The following is an 18,589-nucleotide window of genomic DNA, read 5'->3' as shown; positions in this document are numbered from 1 at the left end:
AATTTTTATTAAGATGCATTTCGTCTAATAGTGTTTGTTAAAATTTAAAGTATTTCATCGAATAAAATAGCAATTAATCCTGTCTCCCAGTATCTTTGTAAGAGTTAATCCCAAATAGACTAGAGATATGAAGAACTTAAAACTAACAATAGCACTTATATTAACAAGCTTTTTTTCATTTGCTAATATTTCCTCTGCAGAGAAAGATGCTTTAATTGCATTATACAATTCTACAAATGGTTCAGAATGGAATTCAACTTGGGATTTAAATGCTTCAGTAGATTCTTGGTATGGAGTTAAAATTGAAAATAATAAAGTTGTTGAATTAAATCTTCAATTTAATAATCTTGAAGGTGTTTTGCCACAAGAAATAGGCGGGTTAATTTATTTAAAAAAGATAAACTTAGGTTTTAATAAACTTACAGGAGCAATTCCATCATCTTTAAAGAATCTTAAAAACTTAGCTGCTCTAGAATTGTTCATGAATCGTTTTGAAGGCAATATTCCTCTAGAATTAGGTGAATTAAAGAACTTAGAATCCTTAAAATTATATAGTAATAAACTTTCAGGTGAAATACCAAGTTCATTAATGGGCTTAATAAATCTTAAAGAACTTTTATTAGGAAGCAACTATATAACAGGTAATATACCAAATGAGATTTATGCATTAACAAATTTGCAAAAACTAAGTCTTATGGACAATAAAATGGATGGAGAGATTCCAGCTGAAATTGCTCAATTAAAAAACTTAGAAGAGCTATTGTTATCAACAAATCAATTTACAGGTGATTTACCAATAGACTTAATGAATTTAGCTAATTTAAACACTGTAATGGTTAGTGATAATAACCTAAACGAAGAGTATATTAGTGTTTCAGGGAAAAATCCACCAATATTAGGGCTTTTAGATATGCAAAATTCTACAGCTGTAATGGATATTGAAAAAGAATAGGAACATAAATTTTAATAAATATTTAATAAATAGCTGTCATTTTGATGGCTATTTTTTTTAGCTTTATAGTATATGTTTGAACACTATTTTACTTGCCCTTATTGTTGGGAGAATATATCTATGCTTTTAGATAACTCAGTATCTAACCAATCTTATATTGAGGATTGTGAAGTTTGTTGTAACCCAATTCAGATTTCAACAAAGTTTAATAATTTGGAATTAACAGATTTTCAAGCAAATAGTATTGAACAATAATATTTTCTAATTTTATGCTTGCAGGAATTAAAAAGGGTTGTATATTTGCATTCCAAAACAAGACAATCTGGTTGGTATTATGAGCCAAAAGTTAGAAACTAAGTAAATTGTTTTTGTTATAAATCGCGGGATAGAGCAGTAGGTAGCTCGTCGGGCTCATAACCCGAAGGTCACTGGTTCGAGTCCAGTTCCCGCTACTAAGTAAACCCATTGATTAACAGTTATTTAAAACTGTTGCCAATGGGTTCTTTTTTTGATATATTGCAGACCGCATACAGTACCGCATACAAACACGGCGTGGAAAAAAAATTTATAGAACCTAGAATCTATCATGGTGGAAAGAATTTTGATCTTTCCAAACGGTGGTATGTGTATTATTCATACCAACATCTAACAAAAAGGGACAAGCATGGTAACCCAGTAATGGAACGTAGACCCCCCATTACGTTAAAGGTCAACCAAAGGTTCAAGACCAAAGAAGAGCGGCTTTTCCATTTTGGTCTAATTAGGGATGTCCTTCATGCTATGTTAAAAGACGGTTACTCACCCCATAAGGATGAACTAAATTTTGATGCTCAATCCTTGGAATATACCGCTAAGGATGCCTTAGACTTTGCATACACGCTAAAAACCAAAACCCTATCGGAGACTAGCATACCTGATTATCGCAGTAGATACAATCAATTTAAGGGATATCTTGAAAAAAAGAACCTGCTTGAAAAAAGTATCCTTAGCATAAACAAAAAAAATGTAATTGAATATCTTAACGGAATTGTTGCGACAAGTAGTGCTCGAAATCGCAACAACACACGCATAGTCCTTAGCTCTCTTTTTGGATTATTGAAGGATAATGATATCATACCAGATAATTTCATGGATAGTATAAATGTACTTAATACAAAATCTGTTAGCCATCAGACTTACTCGCTGGACATATTGGAAGGCCTATTTGCTTTCATGAAAAAGAACGATCCTTTATTATTATTGTTTGTAAAATTTGTTTCGTATAATTTTTTACGTCCTATCGAAGTTTGTAGACTTCAAGTCAAGGATATTTTCTTATCTCAAAAACTACTACGTTTTAGAGCAAAGAACAAACCAGAAAAAACGAAAATCATTCCAGACATTGTACTAAGCCAATTAATTGGACTTGACTTTTCAACCCCTGATTATTTCTTGTTCACACCTAATGGAATTGGATCTTGGGAAATAAAAGAATCTTATAAAAGGGATTATTTTTCCAAACGGTTCAAAAAAATAAAAGAGAAATACAATAAGTATCTTTTGGAGCAAGGAGAAACCTTTGAATTAGGAAGTGAATATACTGTATATTCCTTCAGGCACACTTTTATAACCCTTCTTTTTAGGAAGTTCCGTAAAGAATTATCATATACTCAAGCTTGTGATAAATTAATGCTCATTACTGGACACAGTACTTTAAAGGCATTAAAAGCATATTTGAGGGATATCGATGCCGAACTTCCAGAGGATTATAGTGGATTTTTAGACCTTAACACTTAAAGGTGAATGTTAGATATATAACTTGTCTTCTGCTGAATGAAAACAGTATAATGATTTGGCTCTAAAAGAGACTTATCTGATTGGTTTTAGAATTACAATGATATCTTTCATATCATCTTGGCAGGAATCCACTCACTATGTTCAATACGCTGCATGTTAAGCATTTATAAGCTCTAAAAACAAACTGCTATCCGATTTGTTGACGGTACTATAAATGAACTTAAAATAAATTACTTTACTTAGGGGTTTTTTAAATATTATTTAGAACCAAAACAAGATAAATGTCTACGGGTTTTACTAAAGCATTGGCTTTATAGAAATTTCATCTCAGTTCTTTGTTACCTATTGTGCTTTTATAAATTATAAATAGATTGTCGTTTTTTAAAAGCTGTTTCTCCTCCTTCTAAAATATTACAAGCCATTTTATTTGTTTTGTTTTTGTCAATTGAACCTCTATCAACAATAGAAGTATTTTCATTTGTACTTTTTAACGGAATTAGTAATTCTGAATCTCCCAACATGGCAATATTAGCATTGTGAGTTACAATTATTACTTGACGATGTTCTTTAATTCTTTTAAGATTTTTTACTAAAGTTTTATAAATAAACTCACTATCAAGATTATCCTCTGGTTGGTCAATAATTAATGGACAATTCCTTTTTGAATAAAGCAAAAGTGTTAGTAATATGGATTGTTGTTGACCCATTGATAGTTTTGAAAAATCTCTTTCAACTACTAGTTTTGAATCGTCATCAGCGATTATTACTTTTTTTATTTTTATAAAAGGCTTATCCTTAACTATAGCTCTTTCAAGTTGCCCAAGTATATTAATCTCCTTTAGACGCGTTAGAATGTCTGTTGCTTCATCATTTTGAAACATTTGTTGACCTGTTGAGTTTAACAATCCTGTTAATACTTTAATATCTGTTTTATAAATTGCTTTAATTAAATTGAAGTATGAAACCTTTTCAACTATAAATTCTGCTTTAGGGACTTGAGCTGTTCTATAACCCATTACGGTCTTAATTATCTCTGTAATATTTGGAGATAAGTTTTGTTTTTCTATACTTAAATTTACTTCATAATCAACAACCGAGCCTTTTAAATTTTGATTAACAGTATGTATGAATTTATATCTTTCATTATACAACTCATCTAAATTAGATTTTCTATCAAGAAGAAGTTTATTTCTTTGTTTAATTAATTCTTTAAATTGAGTTTCTTTAAGTTTTAATGCTTTTAATTTAGCTTCATACTCGCTAACATCTTTAGTCACTTTTCTTATAAAAGAAATGTCAAGTTTAACTCCTTTTGTTTCCAATTCTGTCCTTTTTTTATCTATTTTTTTTATGATATCGACTTCTTTAATTTTCCATTTTTCAATTTCTTCTTTTAGTTTTGTTTTAAAAGAAGATGAGTCTATGACTACTTGAGAAGATTGTTTACCAATAGATTCGATATATCCATCCATTAAAACGGAAACTACTTTGTATTCTTCTTTTCCAACTTTTATATCAGATTCGGATATTGAATGGATTGATTCTTTAAGTAGCTCTGTATTTAAACCATCAGTAATATTTTGAATATGGGCTTCTAAATTTGTCAAAAGGTCAGTTCTAAGAGTCCTTTCATTGGCTATACTTTCTTCAAGTTCTACAATTTCTTTTGCCTTATTTGCCTTTAATGTTGCAAGTTGAGCTTTGGCATTAATGAATGCTTTTTTCAAAGATGGAATTCTATCTATCTCCAGCTTTAACCTTTCTTTTAATGATTGATTAGTTAATAATTCATTGCGCATCGACTCATCCTTTACCTCAAATGGACTAGTTTCAATAAAATTATCAATGAATTTTAATAAAATCTCAGGGTCTTTTCCACACTTTTGAATTGTAGCTGCCGTTTCCCCTTGTCCAAAACTTTCAATAGTAATTTGTTGTATACCATTAGTTGGGTCTGTAAAGTTTATATTACTATTATATTTTTGTTTTTGAAATTCAATAATTTGTCCAGCCTCATCTTGATAATATAATTTAATAGTATCTGGCCAAACTTCACTATCGATAATATCTCCTCTTGTGTCATTCCCTGAAACTGCTCTTATACATTCTAACGTAGTTGATTTCCCAGTACCTCGACCTCCAATTAGACAGTTGAAATTATCACTAAAATTAATTTTATTTTTATTTAAGATTCCACCTTCAAACTCAATTCCTAAAAATTTAGGAAAAGCTGTTGGAATATTTTCTTCAATTCTTACTCTTGCATTTGCATCAAGAAATGCTACCCTAAAGGAATTGAAATCTAATGAATCCAATTTCAATCGAGTTAATTTTTTTGTTCCACTTAAGTTTTTACCCAATGCATTTAAAGTATGAGCATCAGATGACATAATTTTAGCAATATTATATGAGTTGTCTTCTTTCAAATGTGTTTTTCTAGCTCTAAATAATCTCTTTCTATCAGGATTACTATCTAATTCAGTAAACCAATCTGTTGCAGATTTATCTGAAATCTCAAAGCCATAAAGTAATTCATGTTTTAATATTGCCTCTTTAAAGGGAGTATATCCAACCGCATAAGCTTCAAACCCCGCTTTAATGTCAATATGTGCTGCAATCCCAAATCCATTATATTTCCGAGCTATATCTAAAGCACCAGTAATGGTTGTATCACATTGCTATTTATCTACCGAAATATTTAATTCTCCAATAAATGACCTTATATTTTCATAAGATTCAAAGTACATTAAAAAATGACCTTGACTTGTAGAAAGCTCAACTCCAGGTATAACTAAAATATTTTTATTAACGGCATAATTTAATGCTGCTTGGATATTTCCAATTTCATTGTGGTCAGTTATACTTATTATTGAAATATTTTCTTTAATTGCCTCATCTATTATCTTTTCAGGAGTCATTAGAGTATCAGTGACGTCATACGAAGCATAAGTGCCATAAGAGTGAATATGCAAATCTGCTCTATAAAATTTAGCTCCATTTTCAAGTGTTTGTATTTCTAATAGACTCATTTAGTTTTTGTAGGTTACGTGTTTGTGTATCTTGGTTAGTTGCGTGGTTAAGCAACTAATTTAGTAAACAAAAACTTGCCAGAGAAAATTCCGAAGGAATTTTTCAAATAAGCACTTGCCAAAGCAATTAATTATACACGGCTGGCAACAGTTTTTATTTTCCTTTTTTCGCCATAAATTCAACACACATTTTCTGATTCGATTTGTCATTAAAAAAGTCCGATTCTGCATAATTCATATATTGTAATGCAAAGCCAGCTTCTTGTATTTTTAAACTATCAATGACATTCTTATAGGTTTTTGCTGAAACTGGTAGATAAACTCCATAACCTGATTCAGATGCTTTTGTTTTCAGAGTGAAAATCGCCTGAAATCCTTCAAATCCTTTGGTTATGATTTGGTAAACTCCTGAATTTATAGTTTTAAAAACAGATTGTTTTGACCAAAACCCTATCGGGTAAATTTCTTTTTCTGGATTGTTTAATTGTTCCCTTATCACATCGAAGGTTTTACTTAAAATTAATGGGTAGCCATATTTTTCGAATGCCATAAAATATGCTGATTTTAGAAGAGCGATTTCAAATTTTTTATACTCTACTCTTGTTGCAGGGAATTGGATGTTTGTAATGTCTCCATCTCCTGTTTTAGATACATATTCTTTTAAAGTTCCAGGTTTGTTAACCTTTTTTAAATGAGTTATTGTCATCTTTCCGTTCTCATTAACATTAACTGTTCCTTGAACTTTAATTTCTTTATGAGTGACTGTTGCTTTTGAACCAGTATTTGGTAAAAAAGAATGTAAATCTATTTCGTTCAGATACTCGGTCAGATGATAGTCAATTTGATGTCCAAATTCGTTATTGCATTTTTTACAAGACAAAGAGTTTGCGGTTCCTCCCAAGGATTTTGGTGGTGCGTCCTCAAGAGTCAGAAAATTTTCCTTTGTGGTGTCAAGCGCATCTTCTGAAAATTGTTTCATACAAACGGGACAAATAAATGTCCTCTCGTATTTCAGTTCAAAATCCAACAAACCTTCTAAAGCTAATGAACTTAATTGACCAGAGAATTGGTTGAATAATGTTTCTCTTTTTTTCTTGGATGATGCCATTTCTCAAATTGTTGCCAACGTGTTTATATGGTTTGTTGCGTGTTTTAAGCACCTAATTTAGCAAATATAAACCGAATAGAAATCCGCAAGGATTTTCGTAAGTGGCTAGAACTAGCAATAAATTATACTTTGTTAGGGGCTGGCTTTTATTGTTTTTCATACGGGAAATTTGCTTTGTCTAAAAGTTCATATTTCCATGTGTTTCTGTCATTATTCCATTTCTTGCTTTGACTCCTTAATTGTGCAACATTGTCCCTATGTTTCTTTAAAATTTTTGGATTCTTTTCTCTAAATTCTTTGATTTTATTAGTTCTTTTTAATTCTTCGACAAGTTTCCAACTATCAATTTTATATTCAATACTTTCTCGATGTTTCTGTTTCTCCCATTCCCATTCCACACCATTTTTAGCAAGAAGATTCCCTAACATTTCTTCTCTAATTTCACTTATTAAATCAGTTCTGTTTTCTCTGTCTTGTCTCAATTTTGAGGTCATTTGGTCATTTAACCAATGTCCAATATAAGTTGATTGAGCAGGTACACTTTTATAATTCTTTTTTTTACTATAATATTCTTCTAAAAGCACTAAACTATCTGTCCAACTATCATCTTTTGGCCTACTGCTAATACTGGATGAATCCCAAATAAAATTGATTGACTCCATTTTTTCTTCCTCAAATTCAGTCCAAATAGCACCATAATTTCTATTACCTTTTCTTCGTTGTTTTTGGTCAGCACACCATCTACCTATTTTATAGTATTTGTTGGTTTTATCCTTAAATTGAGGAACATAAGTATATTCACTTTTTGGGTCAACTTTATTCTTGTAATCTACTATTTTCTTAAAATCCTTGTTCCATTTATTTAAACGCTTACGTTCTCGACCAATTCCGTCAAATGGGAAATCAGCATCCAATAATCTTTCGAATATTTCAAATGGAAACGATTTTATCCCTTGATTGTATAAAGAGTGCATTTTTTGATACCAATAAAATAATTCCCTATCATCTGTATGTTTACTTACCATTCCAGATGGTCTTTCGTTTTTTTTATAAACGATATATCTTTCAATTAGTGTATCGAACTTTTCATAGTCGTTTTTACCGAAACTTTTCGAATTATCTCTATTGGTTGATGTTGTATGTTTCTGTTCAAATCCATCTTCAATATCAAAATCAGTAATTTCTATATCTTTTTGTTTTTCGTCCGAATTTTCGCCATCGTTGTTCTTAGGTTCTTTAATTTTTCCTTTCTCCCCAAATTGGTTAAAAAGTAAATTGTCCTTTATTAATTTTTGTAAAAATTCTTGTGTAAGTAATTCAAGTTTTGATGAAGATAAGTCTAGTAAATCGGAATAATAATCTTTAATTTCATTGATTAAATTTATTCCTTGTTTGTCGGTTTTTGAACGGAAGTCTAATTGAATTGAAGCTTCCAAATTTGATTTCAAGCCAGAACTGGTTAGGTTTGACGAACCAATTATTATTCTTGTAAATTTTGCTCCTTCAAATATGAATAATTTTGGATGATATGTTACGTAGTTTCTTTTGTCGTAATATATGTAAGTATTGATTTTTTGATTTAGTAAAGATTCTAAAGCCTCTTTTGATGTACCTCTGTTATCAACTCCAATGTAAAATCGGATATGGTCATATTTGGATTTAGCTTTTTTAAGGTAAGGTTGAAGCATTTTAACACCTGAAATAGAAGCAAAAGCAACGAAGCCATTGAAAATTTTGTAGTCTTTACTTTCTAAAGATGTCACGATTTGCTTTCCGACGTTATTTTTGTCTCCCGAATCAAGTCCGTGTCCTAAAAAAGTTGCTTTCATTTACGGTATTTTGTATGCGTGGTTTAGCTTGCCCCTAACGGTCTCGGCTATGGAACGTAAGGGGTTTTACGCTGTTGCCATTCGGTTGTGTTTTATTTTATATATTCGTTGTCTAATTTAAGTTATTATGTCTTTAAGCAAAAATATTATTTACGATTCCGATGGTGTTAAAAAGTCAAACTTTGATTTTCACACTAAACAATTGGAAATCGTAAGTCTTAATTTAGGCGATTTTAATTCTCGGTTAGGTTCTAATATAAAATTGAACTACAATCATATTTGGAACGTATTTTTATTAGAATCCTCAAATCAACAATATGGTGATGTTTTTGTTAGGCATATTTCTCATTACTTGGCTTTTTATAATGACGATGAATGGTTAGAATCCTTTTTTGTTCAAAAAGATTTGTTTTCCATTCAAAGTGTTATGTTTAACTTATTTTACCACATAAAAGATGATGTAGAATATTTTAAACAAAACGATGAATTAAATTCTGAACTTAACTTGTTTCTCAAACGTTTTGATAATAGTTATTTTCCTTTAGGTATTTTATCAAAAGAAGGTTCTTTGTATTATTCTCAAGAAGTTCAAAAAATAGTTGATAAATTAAAATCTGTTTTATACTTATTAGATTAACCGTAAATTATTCTTGGGTCAGGATAATAACCTATTTTGTGTTTTATATACTCTTTTATTTCGTCCGTATTTTTTAGTGGGTCTTTTGGTGCAAATTTTTTAGAATCCTCCCAAGATTCTATAATAATTCTAAACGGGAATCCAGATTGATAAATTTCTCCGTCTAAGTGTATTATTTTAGAATAAAGTTTTTCAAATTCTTCTCTTATTTCAGTCGTCATACGTGTTGTTTACATTGCTTACAACTTATTTATATGTAGAATTTTTATACTTTTAGACATCCGTTTTGGATGACTATACGTAACTTTTGGTTGCTTTGGTCTTCTTTTATCCATGTTTCTTCATTTCAAATAAGAATAAAAACAATGTAAATATGAATGTAAATTGTTTTACAAAATATTTAATATGGAAAACCGTAAGCGTTCTAAAATAAAATGCTTAATTACTAACTAATAGGGAGAAGTTAAATATAATAAATATTAGTAAGTAATTCCTCTATTAAAAAAAATGAATTTAGAATTAAATCGCACAACACAAAAATCAAGTGTATCCCCAATAATAAATTATTGATCAGTAATAAACTTGTCATCTACAAATATCTATAAAAACTACTAATTCATGACTACGGGGGAATAGTAAAAGGGTAATAAGCTAAAGTGGACAGGGTGGTCAAAATGAACCACCTTCAGCGGATTAAAGTGAGCATATCAATAATTATTGCAATTCCTTTTATAGAATAGGTTGAAATGATTTTTTAAGTGGTTCAAAATTTTTCGTTTTTAGTGGTTCACTTTGACCGTTTTTTGCAGTCTATATAAAGAAGAATAAGCAAATTTTTACCTTCTACAATGTTCTTAAATGGGACAATTTCTGTACTGTAATTAAAATCTATCATTATAAATAGCAACACTAATTCTTAGTGCTTCGGAGTGTAAACTATACCCATAGAAATCATAAGCTTTCTATAATGATCTTTTAAACGTTGTTTTTCTGTCATCGGTTCGGGTTTGAAATTAGGAGAAGCCTTCTTTTTCTTTTGAGCCAAAATATTTTCCAACTCTTCAACGGATAAAGTATCCACCAAGGCATCCAGTAATTTATCGTTTATTAAACCCGCGTTCATCTTACTCTAGAGTTTTTTTCCTTTTCTTTTTTTCTTTTTAGAACGATTATTGTCCTCAAATTCTAATTTAAAAGGAGTCCAATCTACTCCATCTTCGTTATCTTCAATCAATCCAATTGTTTGAGCTTTTTCCAAATGACATTTTGGTTTCGGATCAGTTTTTCCTGTCCTTCCCGAAGCGCGTCCTGCCTTTCCAGAGCCTCCATTTGTTGAGCTATCACTTTCAATACCAACTCCTTTAGTTCCTCGTTTTGGAATATCATTTTCGAGAATAATTGAACGGTCTCTGTCTTGTTCATAATCTATATGTTTAATAATGTTGTTCCATGAATATTTCCTTCCCAATGTGCTACCCTTGTAGATTATATCTTGATATTTAAAGGATATGCCCGAAACCCTTCCCGTATTCTTGCTTATATTGAATTTTGGGGAAATTCCGTTTTCTTTTAATTCCTTGATGAATTGTGAAGTGTTATTCGATTTGGATAAGGCTTTAGCCATTTTTTGCTGAAGTATTAACTTCATAGGTGGTTGGCCTGTCCGTATGGCTTTTTCAATCTCTTTATGGGTAAGCGTTGCTTTTGTTACCAATTCTATATCTGGTAATTGGGACAGGCCATATTTTTTCTCCAGCTTTCGAACCAATACCTCACTTCGTTCATAATCCTTACTATCACTGACCACATCACCAGAAAACTGTACCCTATTCGCAATGATATGGATGTGTTGATGATCCTGGTCAATATGTCTGTACATGATGTATTGATTATCATCAAACCCCATTCCCTGTAGATAATCATAACCCAATGAAGTAAATTCTTTATCCGTCAAATTATCATTGTGGGGCAAATTCAATGAAACATGGTAAACAGCTTTTCCAAGCCTAGGGCGCAATTGTCTAACGAGATTAAATTCCTTGGTCATGCTGATGGTTTTTCCATGTGTAATATTGGCATCAAGAACATACCCATGTCCTTCCTCAACCTTTTTCTCGTTGTAAGCCAGAACTCCATAAAAGTCTTTTCCTTTAATCTGTTTTGCTATCACCTTTTACAATATTTGACTTAAAAGCATCTAATGTGTTTTTTAATTCCACTAACTGTTCATGAAGATTTCTAGGTTCTTTGATACCTATATTTGCCCGCTTTGCGAGTTGATTTATATTGTTCCCAATACGGCTCAGCTCAATAAACAACTTTCTGTTTTCCGGTACTACTTTTGTTCTCGGAAGGGCTTTCCCTGTCGCTTTTTTTCTGATGTAATCCGGGATTCCAATACCCAGAGAATATGCGCTGTCCGAAACAATCAGATATTCATTTACGGTCATTCTAACATTTATCCGTATTGCTTTTAATGACTGTATGTCTTTTTTTGGTCTTGCCATAATTATTAGGTTTAAAGTGAATTACCAATGTGCGATGCGAACGAAGTGAGCAGTTTTTGCTTGCAAAAACATGGCTTGCTCCGTGACTTCCGATAAACTTCGATTTTAAGGATTCAGGTCGTTTTCTTTTTTTTGATAAGCGCCCGTATGTCGTCAGGGTCAAAAAAAACACGTCCACCAATAGGTATTCTTTTAAGCAAGCCGCTTTTTTCCCAAGAATAAATTGTGGGTCTGGAAATTGGAAATTTTTTTAAGAGGTCGGAAATTGTCAATAAAGAATCTTCAGTTTTTGTATCTGATAGCTCTTCAGAATCAATTTTAGATAATTGATTGTCTTGACTATTAATTGGGATATATTCTTGAATCCCTCCTTCGTCCATAATATAGATTCTTTTCATCTTGTTAAATTTGATTTGTTTGACATAGGACAAACTTATCGCCATTTAACAGTATATTATGGACTTCCCGTACACAGAGTACTGTACGGTAAATTAGGTTAACAAAGTTTTACTTCATTGAATATTATCTTAAGTGAAGTTTCTGCTTCAGGTACTTGAAAGTATCTATGGGATTCATTAACCAAATGCTTGAGGGCAACTTTGTAACGTGCTTTTCCGTGTCCGTTGTCCTCATAGTAGAGACATGGATTTTTAGGATGTACTTGTGTAGGGGTTTCAAAGCCCCTGCTTTCTCGATTCATGAATTCAAATCTTACTGAAGCTCTTCTATGAATACCATCAAGAGTAAGGTCTTTAGGGTACACAAATACGTCATAAAAGAGTTCCTCCAATATGACGATAAATGCCCTTCTGCGAGAAAGTTTCGGCTTTATTGAAGCTTGAGTTAATTCTTTTTCTAAATCTTTAACAATTTGTTCTGCCAATCGAACTTGTGACGATGTATATTGATTATTATTAATCAAAAGATGTTCTTCATCTTCGAGTTTTTTAAGATGGTTTAAAAGCTTATCAGAAGTAATCATAAACTTTGCCCCCCTTTATCTTTTCCCTTAAATTTTGATTCTTTTACGGCATTTCCCAATGTCTTTTCAAGCTTATCTATGTTAAGGGATAGATTGAATATTTTCTTTTGAAAAATGGTGCTTATAGCAAGATAATCAGCCATATTGACCTTTTCAGGATACAACTTCACCTGTGTTATAAGTTGAAGGAACAACTTTTCATGTGCGCTTAAATTATCACCGCTCTTATCAATTTGTTTCTCCAGTACTTCCAGATATTTTTTAGCTTTTTTTGGTTTTCCCTCTAATGCCTTTTGTATTCTGTCCCATTGGATATTTTTAAAAAAATATTCAGATATATTTTCCGAAACAAAACGCCCATATTCCCATTTTCTGAACGATTCTGAAACATCCATGAGTTCCATTTCAACAAAATCGAGTATTCTTTCGTTGGACAAAGGATTGGACAGATTATGCCTCATCCCATGAAGTTCTGTAAACTCAACTTGAGCAGGTGCATCGAGATTATTAAGCAAATGCAGGCAAAACTTTTTTGGAATTTGAAACAAAGGGAGTTTTTCTTCGGCAATAGCCTTCAAAAGAGAAGTTCTTTTTTCCTTATCAACAGTATCGTAATGCATACCATATACAAACAATACCGATAAGAAAGTTTTTAGCTGTTCCTTGGAAAGTTGAACATCATTAATGTCCAATTTTTTGGAATCTATTTCCTTGATTAAATCCTGAAATGATTTTTCACTGATTGTAACATTATAATCCAATATGTTATATGTAACCTCAGGCATTTTAAATTTCGATAGATGTTAATATTCTTTAAAAAAAGAAGTTTTAAAAGATAGCTTAATTAGCCAATTTATAATCCTTGATAAGGATTTCAGCAGGAATCCCCAAATGACCATGGATTCTCCTTATCATAGCTAAGGTTAGGGGGCGTTTCTTTTTAAGGATTTCCGTTGCCCTACTTTGGCTTTTGATGACCAAGCCAAATCCTTTTTTGTTCATGTTCATTTGTTCCATCATAAACTGAATGACTTTTATAGGGTCTGGGGCCTCAATGGGATAATGCTCATCCTCATATTTTTCAATAACGAGTGCCAACAAATCCAGCTCATCACCTTCTGGAGTTCCGTTTTTGGCATCGAAAATTTCGTGCATACGTTTAAGATATGCATTGTACTGATTCTTGCTTTTTATGATTGTAATTTCCATGTTGTTTATAATTTACAGTTTTTCTATTTCCAATTTGTCATACTCTTTATGAGTACCAACAAATAGCACAAAAACCAAATGTTTCTCATAATTAATCTTAACAATGAGGCGATAATGATTCCCACATATGTTAAATATCATTTTCCCATCGCCTATAAAATCAGCAGAACCGAACAGGGCTTTAATCTCATTCGGACTTTTAAACTCTATATTACTGAACACTTTGTGCCATGACCTTAATTGGTCTTCCGAATCAGGGTGTTTTTGCCAAAATGTCCTTAAAGTTCCTTTTGAAAATATTCTCACATAACAAAGATAAAAAAAAATTCCCAATAAGGGAATTTTTAATAAAATTAATTATCATTTGTAATAAGAATCACAATCGGTACAAACTCCATAACCAGCATTTTGGTCAAACTTACTTTGGTATGAAATTGTTGATTTAAAACCTGTTCCGCAACAACCACAATCGAACCAGCTCATAGCTTCTTGGTCGTTGAATCTTATGGGACTAAGATTGTCAATCCCATAATCACTTTTTAAAAGCTCGGTATTTCCATACTCAATAATGAGTTTCATAATCTGTAAATCACTACACCAATCAACAGTTACGCTTTCAAACTGTACGGTCTTATTGGAGAATTGATATAATAGAGCTGCTTCTTTTATCCCTGTTCCAGATGGATTTTCGTCATTTATCCAAAGAACACTCCCAATTTTAATTGCATTACCAATACCAAGTTGTTTAATCGCTTTTACCTGTTCTTCAATACTTAAATTTGTTACATCTTTAATACTGTTTAATCTGCTTTCAAAATACATAATTTCTGAATTTAAAGTTAATATTCGATTTTGTTTTTTCATGCCATCAGCATTCAACCAAATAATCGATTTAGCAATGAGCGTAGCGAAATTGTGTATCGATTTTTGGTTGTGATTTTGCTATGAAAAAAAACAAAATCACAAACTTTAAAATGAGTCATGTTTGCATTAAGAAAACAAATAGTAAGGAAGGTGTATAAAGAAAAAGTGGAGAGGGGGAAATAAAGGCAAGTACCAATCAATTCTTATGCTTCAAGAACTTTTATCCATTAAAAGAGGCTTTATGAACCTCATAATTTGCATTGTCAATTCAAATACAGCAAAAACTGGTAAAGCGAACCAAATCCCTGGGATAATGCCCATAAGAATAATAAGTATCAATAAGGGTACTCTTAGCAATCGTTTAATCCTAAGAATTCCCAAAAGAGTGTATAGAACTACGAGGATAAATCCTAAAAGTGGAAGGTTATTATATAATTCAGTAAAAGTCATAATCTATAGTATTTAATTTAGTTTAGGAAATTTAATTGAGCCTATCCAGCCTTTTAAACTTAAAGAATAGAAGCTTGAAGTAAGCAGCGTTTAAGTCCGATTTAAATTCACTTTCAACATACTGATAATTGATTCCAGAACGTTGAAGGAACTGTAGGCTATTCCATGAGTTATCAAAGTTCCCCATGTAAAAGGTAATGTTTTCTTCAGATAAATAGTGAATCCCGTTTTTCTCTATTCGATATACCACGATTAGTGTCCCAATGGGCATTTGGTACAATGGGATTGATATTTCAAAAATGTCTCCTATGTGAATGACATCGGAAAATGAGTTTAACAAGTTTTTCATTTTTCTAATTTTCTATTTAACCCCACCAAGTGCTTGCAGGCATAATAAATATAATTTACAGGGGTAAAATGAGTTGCTTTTGAATCCAGTTCTAATAAAACCAATAGATTCTCCATTACCATAATCCAATACTTTAACCCCCTCATACTTGTGCGAACTGCCCCAATCCAAAGCCTCACCCTTTGCCTGAACAAGATGATAGAGTGCTTTCAATTTTGTTCCATATATCCTGCTCCTATTACCAAACAGGGCAAAATCATGGATAGCCCAATAATTTGAGGTCTTTATATAAACCTTGTTTTGTTCTAAATTCATTTCGTTCTATACTTTTATTGGGTTGACCATTCCATTCTCTAGGTTCACAAACCCGCCATGAACCAATGTTTCTTTATTCAATAACAATCTAAACAAGCAGTCCGCTGCATGTGCAACCAAAACATCATTGATAAACAATGATTGTTCCTTTAGTTTATCAGCATATGCACAACCCATACCTTGAAGTTTTTCTGTATCATATTCCTTCAAATTTGGAAACAAATCAACTATGGATTTAAGTTTATGGACAGGTTCAAAGAATTCACTTTCCAATTTCCCTTCTTGTTCAAACAAACTCCCTAAAATGAATTGTCCTGTATTCCTGCTATTACCAATGTCCATCCAATAAAACATGGTTTCGTACCCAGAACCTTGATAAGGATGCTGTAATGCTTTTGATAGTGCCAATCTGTACTTGGCATTATCAACACAGGTTATGATTATATTTGATTTAATATCCTCTCCATGTGCCATGGCATTCAAGGGAATGCCTTCCCATTGCAGTCCAAAGGCATTATTGATTTTGGTCAAGGAATTTACCACCTTATTTTCTCCCAAATCATGTGGGGTAAACAACTGCCTACCGATATTCATTGGCTCTACAATGTCTTGGTCAAACGCTTTGACGTGCAATCCAGAATGTCCTGTTTGACGAAGCGCGTAATCCATTCTTGCCAATCTTGCGAGCATTAATGAACCTGTACCACCTACACCAATTAGAGATATGGTTATTGGGTGGGTTGGATTAAAAAAATAATTGGGTGCTATGTGCATTCTATTTTTCATATAGTTGTTTTAAAATTAGGTTGCTATGTATAAGTAAAGCATCATCAAATCTTTGTTTTCCGTTCAAGTTATTTATCACTTCGACAAAATTTCCTTTTACCAATTTATTATGATGACTTTCTGTAAATACTGAATTGAAAAACTGCTTTTCAATGAATCCCATAATATCTTCGTAGAATTCAAATCCTTCATAATCTATCGATACATTACCCATGCACACCCCACCTTGCAGATTGATATTTAGTAAAGGTGCGTGATAGAGTTTTGTACTCTCATTTAGATCCGTATTTCTTTTCAATGCGAAAACTTGCAACGTATTTCCGTTCAACGAAAAAACAAGTTTTGGCAGGGGATAAAAGCCACTCTTAATACCAGTCTTGGTATCAAAAAATAAGTTGTGTTGTTTAGGGTGTACTATCCAAAGCAAACGGAGGCTTTCCTTAAAATCAAAATGAATAAGGTTTTTGGGCAGTATTCCTTTAAAAGAAAATTTTACCAAATCCACTTCCAAACACCTAAGAAGGTTACGGGCTGTTTCTATTGTTAAAGGCATACCTGCCGTTAAACTTTCTCCAATGATCTTGTGATATGAAATGTAATGGTTTGTTTGGTAATCATTAGAAGTCTTGGAATACCCTATTAAGGCAAATTTTGGAACAAAGTGTTCCTCAATATCAATTTTTAGTTTATCCATAATAAATCTTATCTAAAAGGTTGTTTAGGTTACAAATGAAATCCTCGACCTTTATCAGTTCTTGAGTAATATTTTCTTCAAATTTTTCAACATTTCCATCCTCTACAATGGCATATGTGTAAGCAGAAAGCATATCATATTCATTCGCATTTGCATTGAGCATATCGATATATGTGGATATAAAATCGCTTTCGTCATAATCAGCTATTAAAAAAGTTTGGTAATGCTCCATGTCACATTCAGAATCATCACTGACCGTAACTCTGAACGGCGTGTTAAAATCTACCTTTTCCGCTGTCAATAATAATTCCTTGATTTCCTTATATATTTTCTTTTTCGGGCAGTATTTCTCCAATTGGGGTTTCCAATCCTTAGCTTTGAACTTTCTGTAAACAGTTTTGTGCCGAGTGGAGAAATTCACAGAACCTTCCAATCTTTCCGCATACTCTTCGTCTGAATCATATGCTTTGCAGGATTCTAATTCACCCAATAGACATGACCAAATCCAATCGATGACACCTCCGTTTGTATTCTCGTCCTCGTCCGTATCGAAAATGGAATCAAAAGGAAGGCTTTTTACAAAGGAAAGAAGCACATTGTACAACAGTCTATTTTTGTTTTTCATCGCTAAAATTGGCTTTAGGTAAATGATATACACCTTTTCCCTGCTACCAATAAATCGCTTTAATCCAAGCTTTAAACGCTCCCCATCATTGTGTAAAACATCAATATGGTCTACTTGCGCCCTATCCCTTAACCTATTGCCACACCTTAGGATTACATCTTGCAGACTATCTTTTTTGCTGAACTTCCAAGTGTCTATACTGCCTGTTAAATTTCGTGTAGCATTCACCATCAGTCTTGACAGTTCCCGAAACTCATGCTCGGTGAATTCATCGAATATGGGTTCGGCAAGGATTGGTTGTACTGCTAGGTTAGAAAACAGCTTGTTTTTCTGTTCAGCACTTTCATTCTTTTTGTTCCGTTTCGGTAACTTTCTTGCTGAATTGCCTTGAAAAGTATGTTGTGAAATTGAACCAAGTTCTTTGAAGTGATTATTTTGGGTTTCGCTTTGCATTTTCCTGTGTTTAAAAATTCATCT

General features: G+C 32.1%; 22 protein-coding genes and 1 tRNA gene. 5 read left to right on the top strand and 18 right to left on the bottom strand.

From position 1 onward, the window contains the following. Window positions 1–127 precede the first annotated feature (127 nt). From BT151_RS17355 to BT151_RS17340, 4 genes are all read left to right on the top strand, one after another. A complete protein-coding gene (locus BT151_RS17355; RefSeq protein WP_072403621.1) occupies window positions 128–952 on the top strand; it encodes a leucine-rich repeat domain-containing protein in 825 nt (274 codons plus the stop codon). Window positions 953–1,024: 72 nt separating this feature from the next. Then, window positions 1,025–1,207, top strand: coding sequence for a CPXCG motif-containing cysteine-rich protein (locus BT151_RS17350; protein WP_072403620.1), 183 nt, complete (start codon window positions 1,025–1,027; stop codon window positions 1,205–1,207). Window positions 1,208–1,331: 124 nt separating this feature from the next. After that, window positions 1,332–1,404 (top strand) — tRNA-Met (locus tag BT151_RS17345). Window positions 1,405–1,447: 43 nt separating this feature from the next. Then, window positions 1,448–2,728, top strand: coding sequence for a tyrosine-type recombinase/integrase (locus tag BT151_RS17340; protein ID WP_072403619.1), 1,281 nt, complete (start codon window positions 1,448–1,450; stop codon window positions 2,726–2,728). 353 nt (window positions 2,729–3,081) lie between these two features. Here the strand turns inward: BT151_RS17340 and BT151_RS17335 are convergent, their stop codons facing one another. From BT151_RS17335 to BT151_RS17325, 4 genes are all read right to left on the bottom strand, one after another. After that, window positions 3,082–5,373: a TrlF family AAA-like ATPase gene (locus BT151_RS17335; RefSeq protein ID WP_394333412.1), complete on the bottom strand. Its 2,292-nt coding sequence runs from the start codon at window positions 5,371–5,373 to the stop codon at window positions 3,082–3,084. Window positions 5,374–5,406: 33 nt separating this feature from the next. Beyond that, on the bottom strand, window positions 5,407–5,757 hold the full coding sequence (locus BT151_RS18425; RefSeq protein WP_084648013.1) for a PHP domain-containing protein: 351 nt from the start codon (window positions 5,755–5,757) through the stop codon (window positions 5,407–5,409). Between the two features lie 154 nt (window positions 5,758–5,911). Then, a complete protein-coding gene (locus BT151_RS17330; RefSeq protein WP_072403618.1) occupies window positions 5,912–6,865 on the bottom strand; it encodes an HNH endonuclease in 954 nt (317 codons plus the stop codon). Window positions 6,866–7,011: 146 nt separating this feature from the next. Beyond that, window positions 7,012–8,694, bottom strand: coding sequence for a phospholipase D-like domain-containing protein (locus BT151_RS17325; protein WP_072403617.1), 1,683 nt, complete (start codon window positions 8,692–8,694; stop codon window positions 7,012–7,014). 127 nt (window positions 8,695–8,821) lie between these two features. Between BT151_RS17325 and BT151_RS17320 the strand changes: the two genes are divergently transcribed. After that, window positions 8,822–9,331: a hypothetical protein gene (locus BT151_RS17320; RefSeq protein ID WP_072403616.1), complete on the top strand. Its 510-nt coding sequence runs from the start codon at window positions 8,822–8,824 to the stop codon at window positions 9,329–9,331. Here BT151_RS17320 and BT151_RS17315 read toward each other — a convergent pair. The 14 genes from BT151_RS17315 to BT151_RS17245 form a co-directional block, all read right to left on the bottom strand. Further along, window positions 9,328–9,552: a dsRNA-binding motif domain-containing protein gene (locus tag BT151_RS17315; RefSeq protein WP_072403615.1), complete on the bottom strand. Its 225-nt coding sequence runs from the start codon at window positions 9,550–9,552 to the stop codon at window positions 9,328–9,330. The two genes, BT151_RS17320 and BT151_RS17315, sit on opposite strands and share 4 nt — an antisense overlap. A gap of 695 nt (window positions 9,553–10,247) precedes the next feature. Continuing rightward, window positions 10,248–10,454 (bottom strand): hypothetical protein, encoded by a 207-nt coding sequence (locus tag BT151_RS17310; RefSeq protein WP_072403614.1) that lies wholly within the window; start codon window positions 10,452–10,454, stop codon window positions 10,248–10,250. Window positions 10,455–10,460: 6 nt separating this feature from the next. Next, window positions 10,461–11,501: a relaxase/mobilization nuclease domain-containing protein gene (locus tag BT151_RS17305; RefSeq protein WP_072403613.1), complete on the bottom strand. Its 1,041-nt coding sequence runs from the start codon at window positions 11,499–11,501 to the stop codon at window positions 10,461–10,463. After that, window positions 11,482–11,838, bottom strand: a complete 357-nt coding sequence (locus tag BT151_RS17300; protein ID WP_072403612.1) for a MobC family plasmid mobilization relaxosome protein — start codon at window positions 11,836–11,838, stop codon at window positions 11,482–11,484. Before BT151_RS17300 ends, BT151_RS17305 begins: the two co-directional genes overlap by 20 nt. Window positions 11,839–11,951: 113 nt before the next feature. Further along, window positions 11,952–12,218 (bottom strand): helix-turn-helix transcriptional regulator, encoded by a 267-nt coding sequence (locus BT151_RS17295; RefSeq protein WP_072403611.1) that lies wholly within the window; start codon window positions 12,216–12,218, stop codon window positions 11,952–11,954. A 116-nt stretch (window positions 12,219–12,334) separates the two neighbouring features. Continuing rightward, window positions 12,335–12,820, bottom strand: a complete 486-nt coding sequence (locus tag BT151_RS17290; protein WP_072403610.1) for a hypothetical protein — start codon at window positions 12,818–12,820, stop codon at window positions 12,335–12,337. Continuing rightward, window positions 12,817–13,605 (bottom strand): hypothetical protein, encoded by a 789-nt coding sequence (locus BT151_RS17285; protein ID WP_072403609.1) that lies wholly within the window; start codon window positions 13,603–13,605, stop codon window positions 12,817–12,819. The genes BT151_RS17290 and BT151_RS17285 overlap by 4 nt, the downstream gene beginning before the upstream one ends. A gap of 55 nt (window positions 13,606–13,660) precedes the next feature. Then, complete coding sequence (locus BT151_RS17280; RefSeq protein WP_072403608.1) at window positions 13,661–14,029, bottom strand: helix-turn-helix domain-containing protein; 369 nt, start codon at window positions 14,027–14,029, stop codon at window positions 13,661–13,663. A gap of 12 nt (window positions 14,030–14,041) precedes the next feature. Next, window positions 14,042–14,362 (bottom strand): type II toxin-antitoxin system HigB family toxin, encoded by a 321-nt coding sequence (locus BT151_RS17275; protein WP_245794910.1) that lies wholly within the window; start codon window positions 14,360–14,362, stop codon window positions 14,042–14,044. Between the two features lie 27 nt (window positions 14,363–14,389). After that, window positions 14,390–14,893, bottom strand: coding sequence for a hypothetical protein (locus tag BT151_RS17270; protein ID WP_143144340.1), 504 nt, complete (start codon window positions 14,891–14,893; stop codon window positions 14,390–14,392). A gap of 811 nt (window positions 14,894–15,704) precedes the next feature. Continuing rightward, window positions 15,705–16,007, bottom strand: a complete 303-nt coding sequence (locus BT151_RS17260) for a hypothetical protein (RefSeq protein WP_072403604.1) — start codon at window positions 16,005–16,007, stop codon at window positions 15,705–15,707. Between the two features lie 6 nt (window positions 16,008–16,013). Further along, window positions 16,014–16,793 carry a PRTRC system ThiF family protein gene (locus BT151_RS17255; RefSeq protein WP_072403603.1) on the bottom strand — a complete coding sequence of 260 codons (780 nt, stop codon included), beginning with the start codon at window positions 16,791–16,793 and terminating at the stop codon, window positions 16,014–16,016. Next, window positions 16,783–17,487, bottom strand: coding sequence for a hypothetical protein (locus tag BT151_RS17250; protein ID WP_072403602.1), 705 nt, complete (start codon window positions 17,485–17,487; stop codon window positions 16,783–16,785). The genes BT151_RS17255 and BT151_RS17250 overlap by 11 nt, the downstream gene beginning before the upstream one ends. After that, a complete protein-coding gene (locus BT151_RS17245) occupies window positions 17,480–18,565 on the bottom strand; it encodes a hypothetical protein (protein ID WP_072403601.1) in 1,086 nt (361 codons plus the stop codon). Before BT151_RS17245 ends, BT151_RS17250 begins: the two co-directional genes overlap by 8 nt. Between the last annotated feature and the right edge of the window lie 24 nt (window positions 18,566–18,589).

Origin of the sequence: Flaviramulus basaltis, assembly GCF_900114265.1 — a bacterium.
Lineage (GTDB): Bacteria > Bacteroidota > Bacteroidia > Flavobacteriales > Flavobacteriaceae > Flaviramulus > Flaviramulus basaltis.
Note: the sequence above shows the minus strand (reverse complement) of the source record. Positions and strands in the feature narration are given on the sequence as shown.

Excerpts from the sequence above, each read along its gene's own strand:
- BT151_RS17355 (WP_072403621.1), top strand. The coding sequence starts at position 128 with ATGAAGAACTTAAAACTAACAATAGCACTTATATTAACAAGCTTTTTT.
- BT151_RS17350 (WP_072403620.1), top strand. The coding sequence starts at position 1,025 with ATGTTTGAACACTATTTTACTTGCCCTTATTGTTGGGAGAATATATCT.
- BT151_RS17340 (WP_072403619.1), top strand. The coding sequence starts at position 1,448 with ATGGGTTCTTTTTTTGATATATTGCAGACCGCATACAGTACCGCATAC.
- BT151_RS18425 (WP_084648013.1), bottom strand. The coding sequence starts at position 5,757 with ATGAGTCTATTAGAAATACAAACACTTGAAAATGGAGCTAAATTTTAT.
- BT151_RS17330 (WP_072403618.1), bottom strand. The coding sequence starts at position 6,865 with ATGGCATCATCCAAGAAAAAAAGAGAAACATTATTCAACCAATTCTCT.
- BT151_RS17325 (WP_072403617.1), bottom strand. The coding sequence starts at position 8,694 with ATGAAAGCAACTTTTTTAGGACACGGACTTGATTCGGGAGACAAAAAT.
- BT151_RS17320 (WP_072403616.1), top strand. The coding sequence starts at position 8,822 with ATGTCTTTAAGCAAAAATATTATTTACGATTCCGATGGTGTTAAAAAG.
- BT151_RS17315 (WP_072403615.1), bottom strand. The coding sequence starts at position 9,552 with ATGACGACTGAAATAAGAGAAGAATTTGAAAAACTTTATTCTAAAATA.
- BT151_RS17310 (WP_072403614.1), bottom strand. The coding sequence starts at position 10,454 with ATGAACGCGGGTTTAATAAACGATAAATTACTGGATGCCTTGGTGGAT.
- BT151_RS17300 (WP_072403612.1), bottom strand. The coding sequence starts at position 11,838 with ATGGCAAGACCAAAAAAAGACATACAGTCATTAAAAGCAATACGGATA.
- BT151_RS17295 (WP_072403611.1), bottom strand. The coding sequence starts at position 12,218 with ATGGACGAAGGAGGGATTCAAGAATATATCCCAATTAATAGTCAAGAC.
- BT151_RS17290 (WP_072403610.1), bottom strand. The coding sequence starts at position 12,820 with ATGATTACTTCTGATAAGCTTTTAAACCATCTTAAAAAACTCGAAGAT.
- BT151_RS17285 (WP_072403609.1), bottom strand. The coding sequence starts at position 13,605 with ATGCCTGAGGTTACATATAACATATTGGATTATAATGTTACAATCAGT.
- BT151_RS17280 (WP_072403608.1), bottom strand. The coding sequence starts at position 14,029 with ATGGAAATTACAATCATAAAAAGCAAGAATCAGTACAATGCATATCTT.
- BT151_RS17270 (WP_143144340.1), bottom strand. The coding sequence starts at position 14,893 with ATGAAAAAACAAAATCGAATATTAACTTTAAATTCAGAAATTATGTAT.
- BT151_RS17260 (WP_072403604.1), bottom strand. The coding sequence starts at position 16,007 with ATGAATTTAGAACAAAACAAGGTTTATATAAAGACCTCAAATTATTGG.
- BT151_RS17255 (WP_072403603.1), bottom strand. The coding sequence starts at position 16,793 with ATGAAAAATAGAATGCACATAGCACCCAATTATTTTTTTAATCCAACC.
- BT151_RS17250 (WP_072403602.1), bottom strand. The coding sequence starts at position 17,487 with ATGGATAAACTAAAAATTGATATTGAGGAACACTTTGTTCCAAAATTT.
- BT151_RS17245 (WP_072403601.1), bottom strand. The coding sequence starts at position 18,565 with ATGCAAAGCGAAACCCAAAATAATCACTTCAAAGAACTTGGTTCAATT.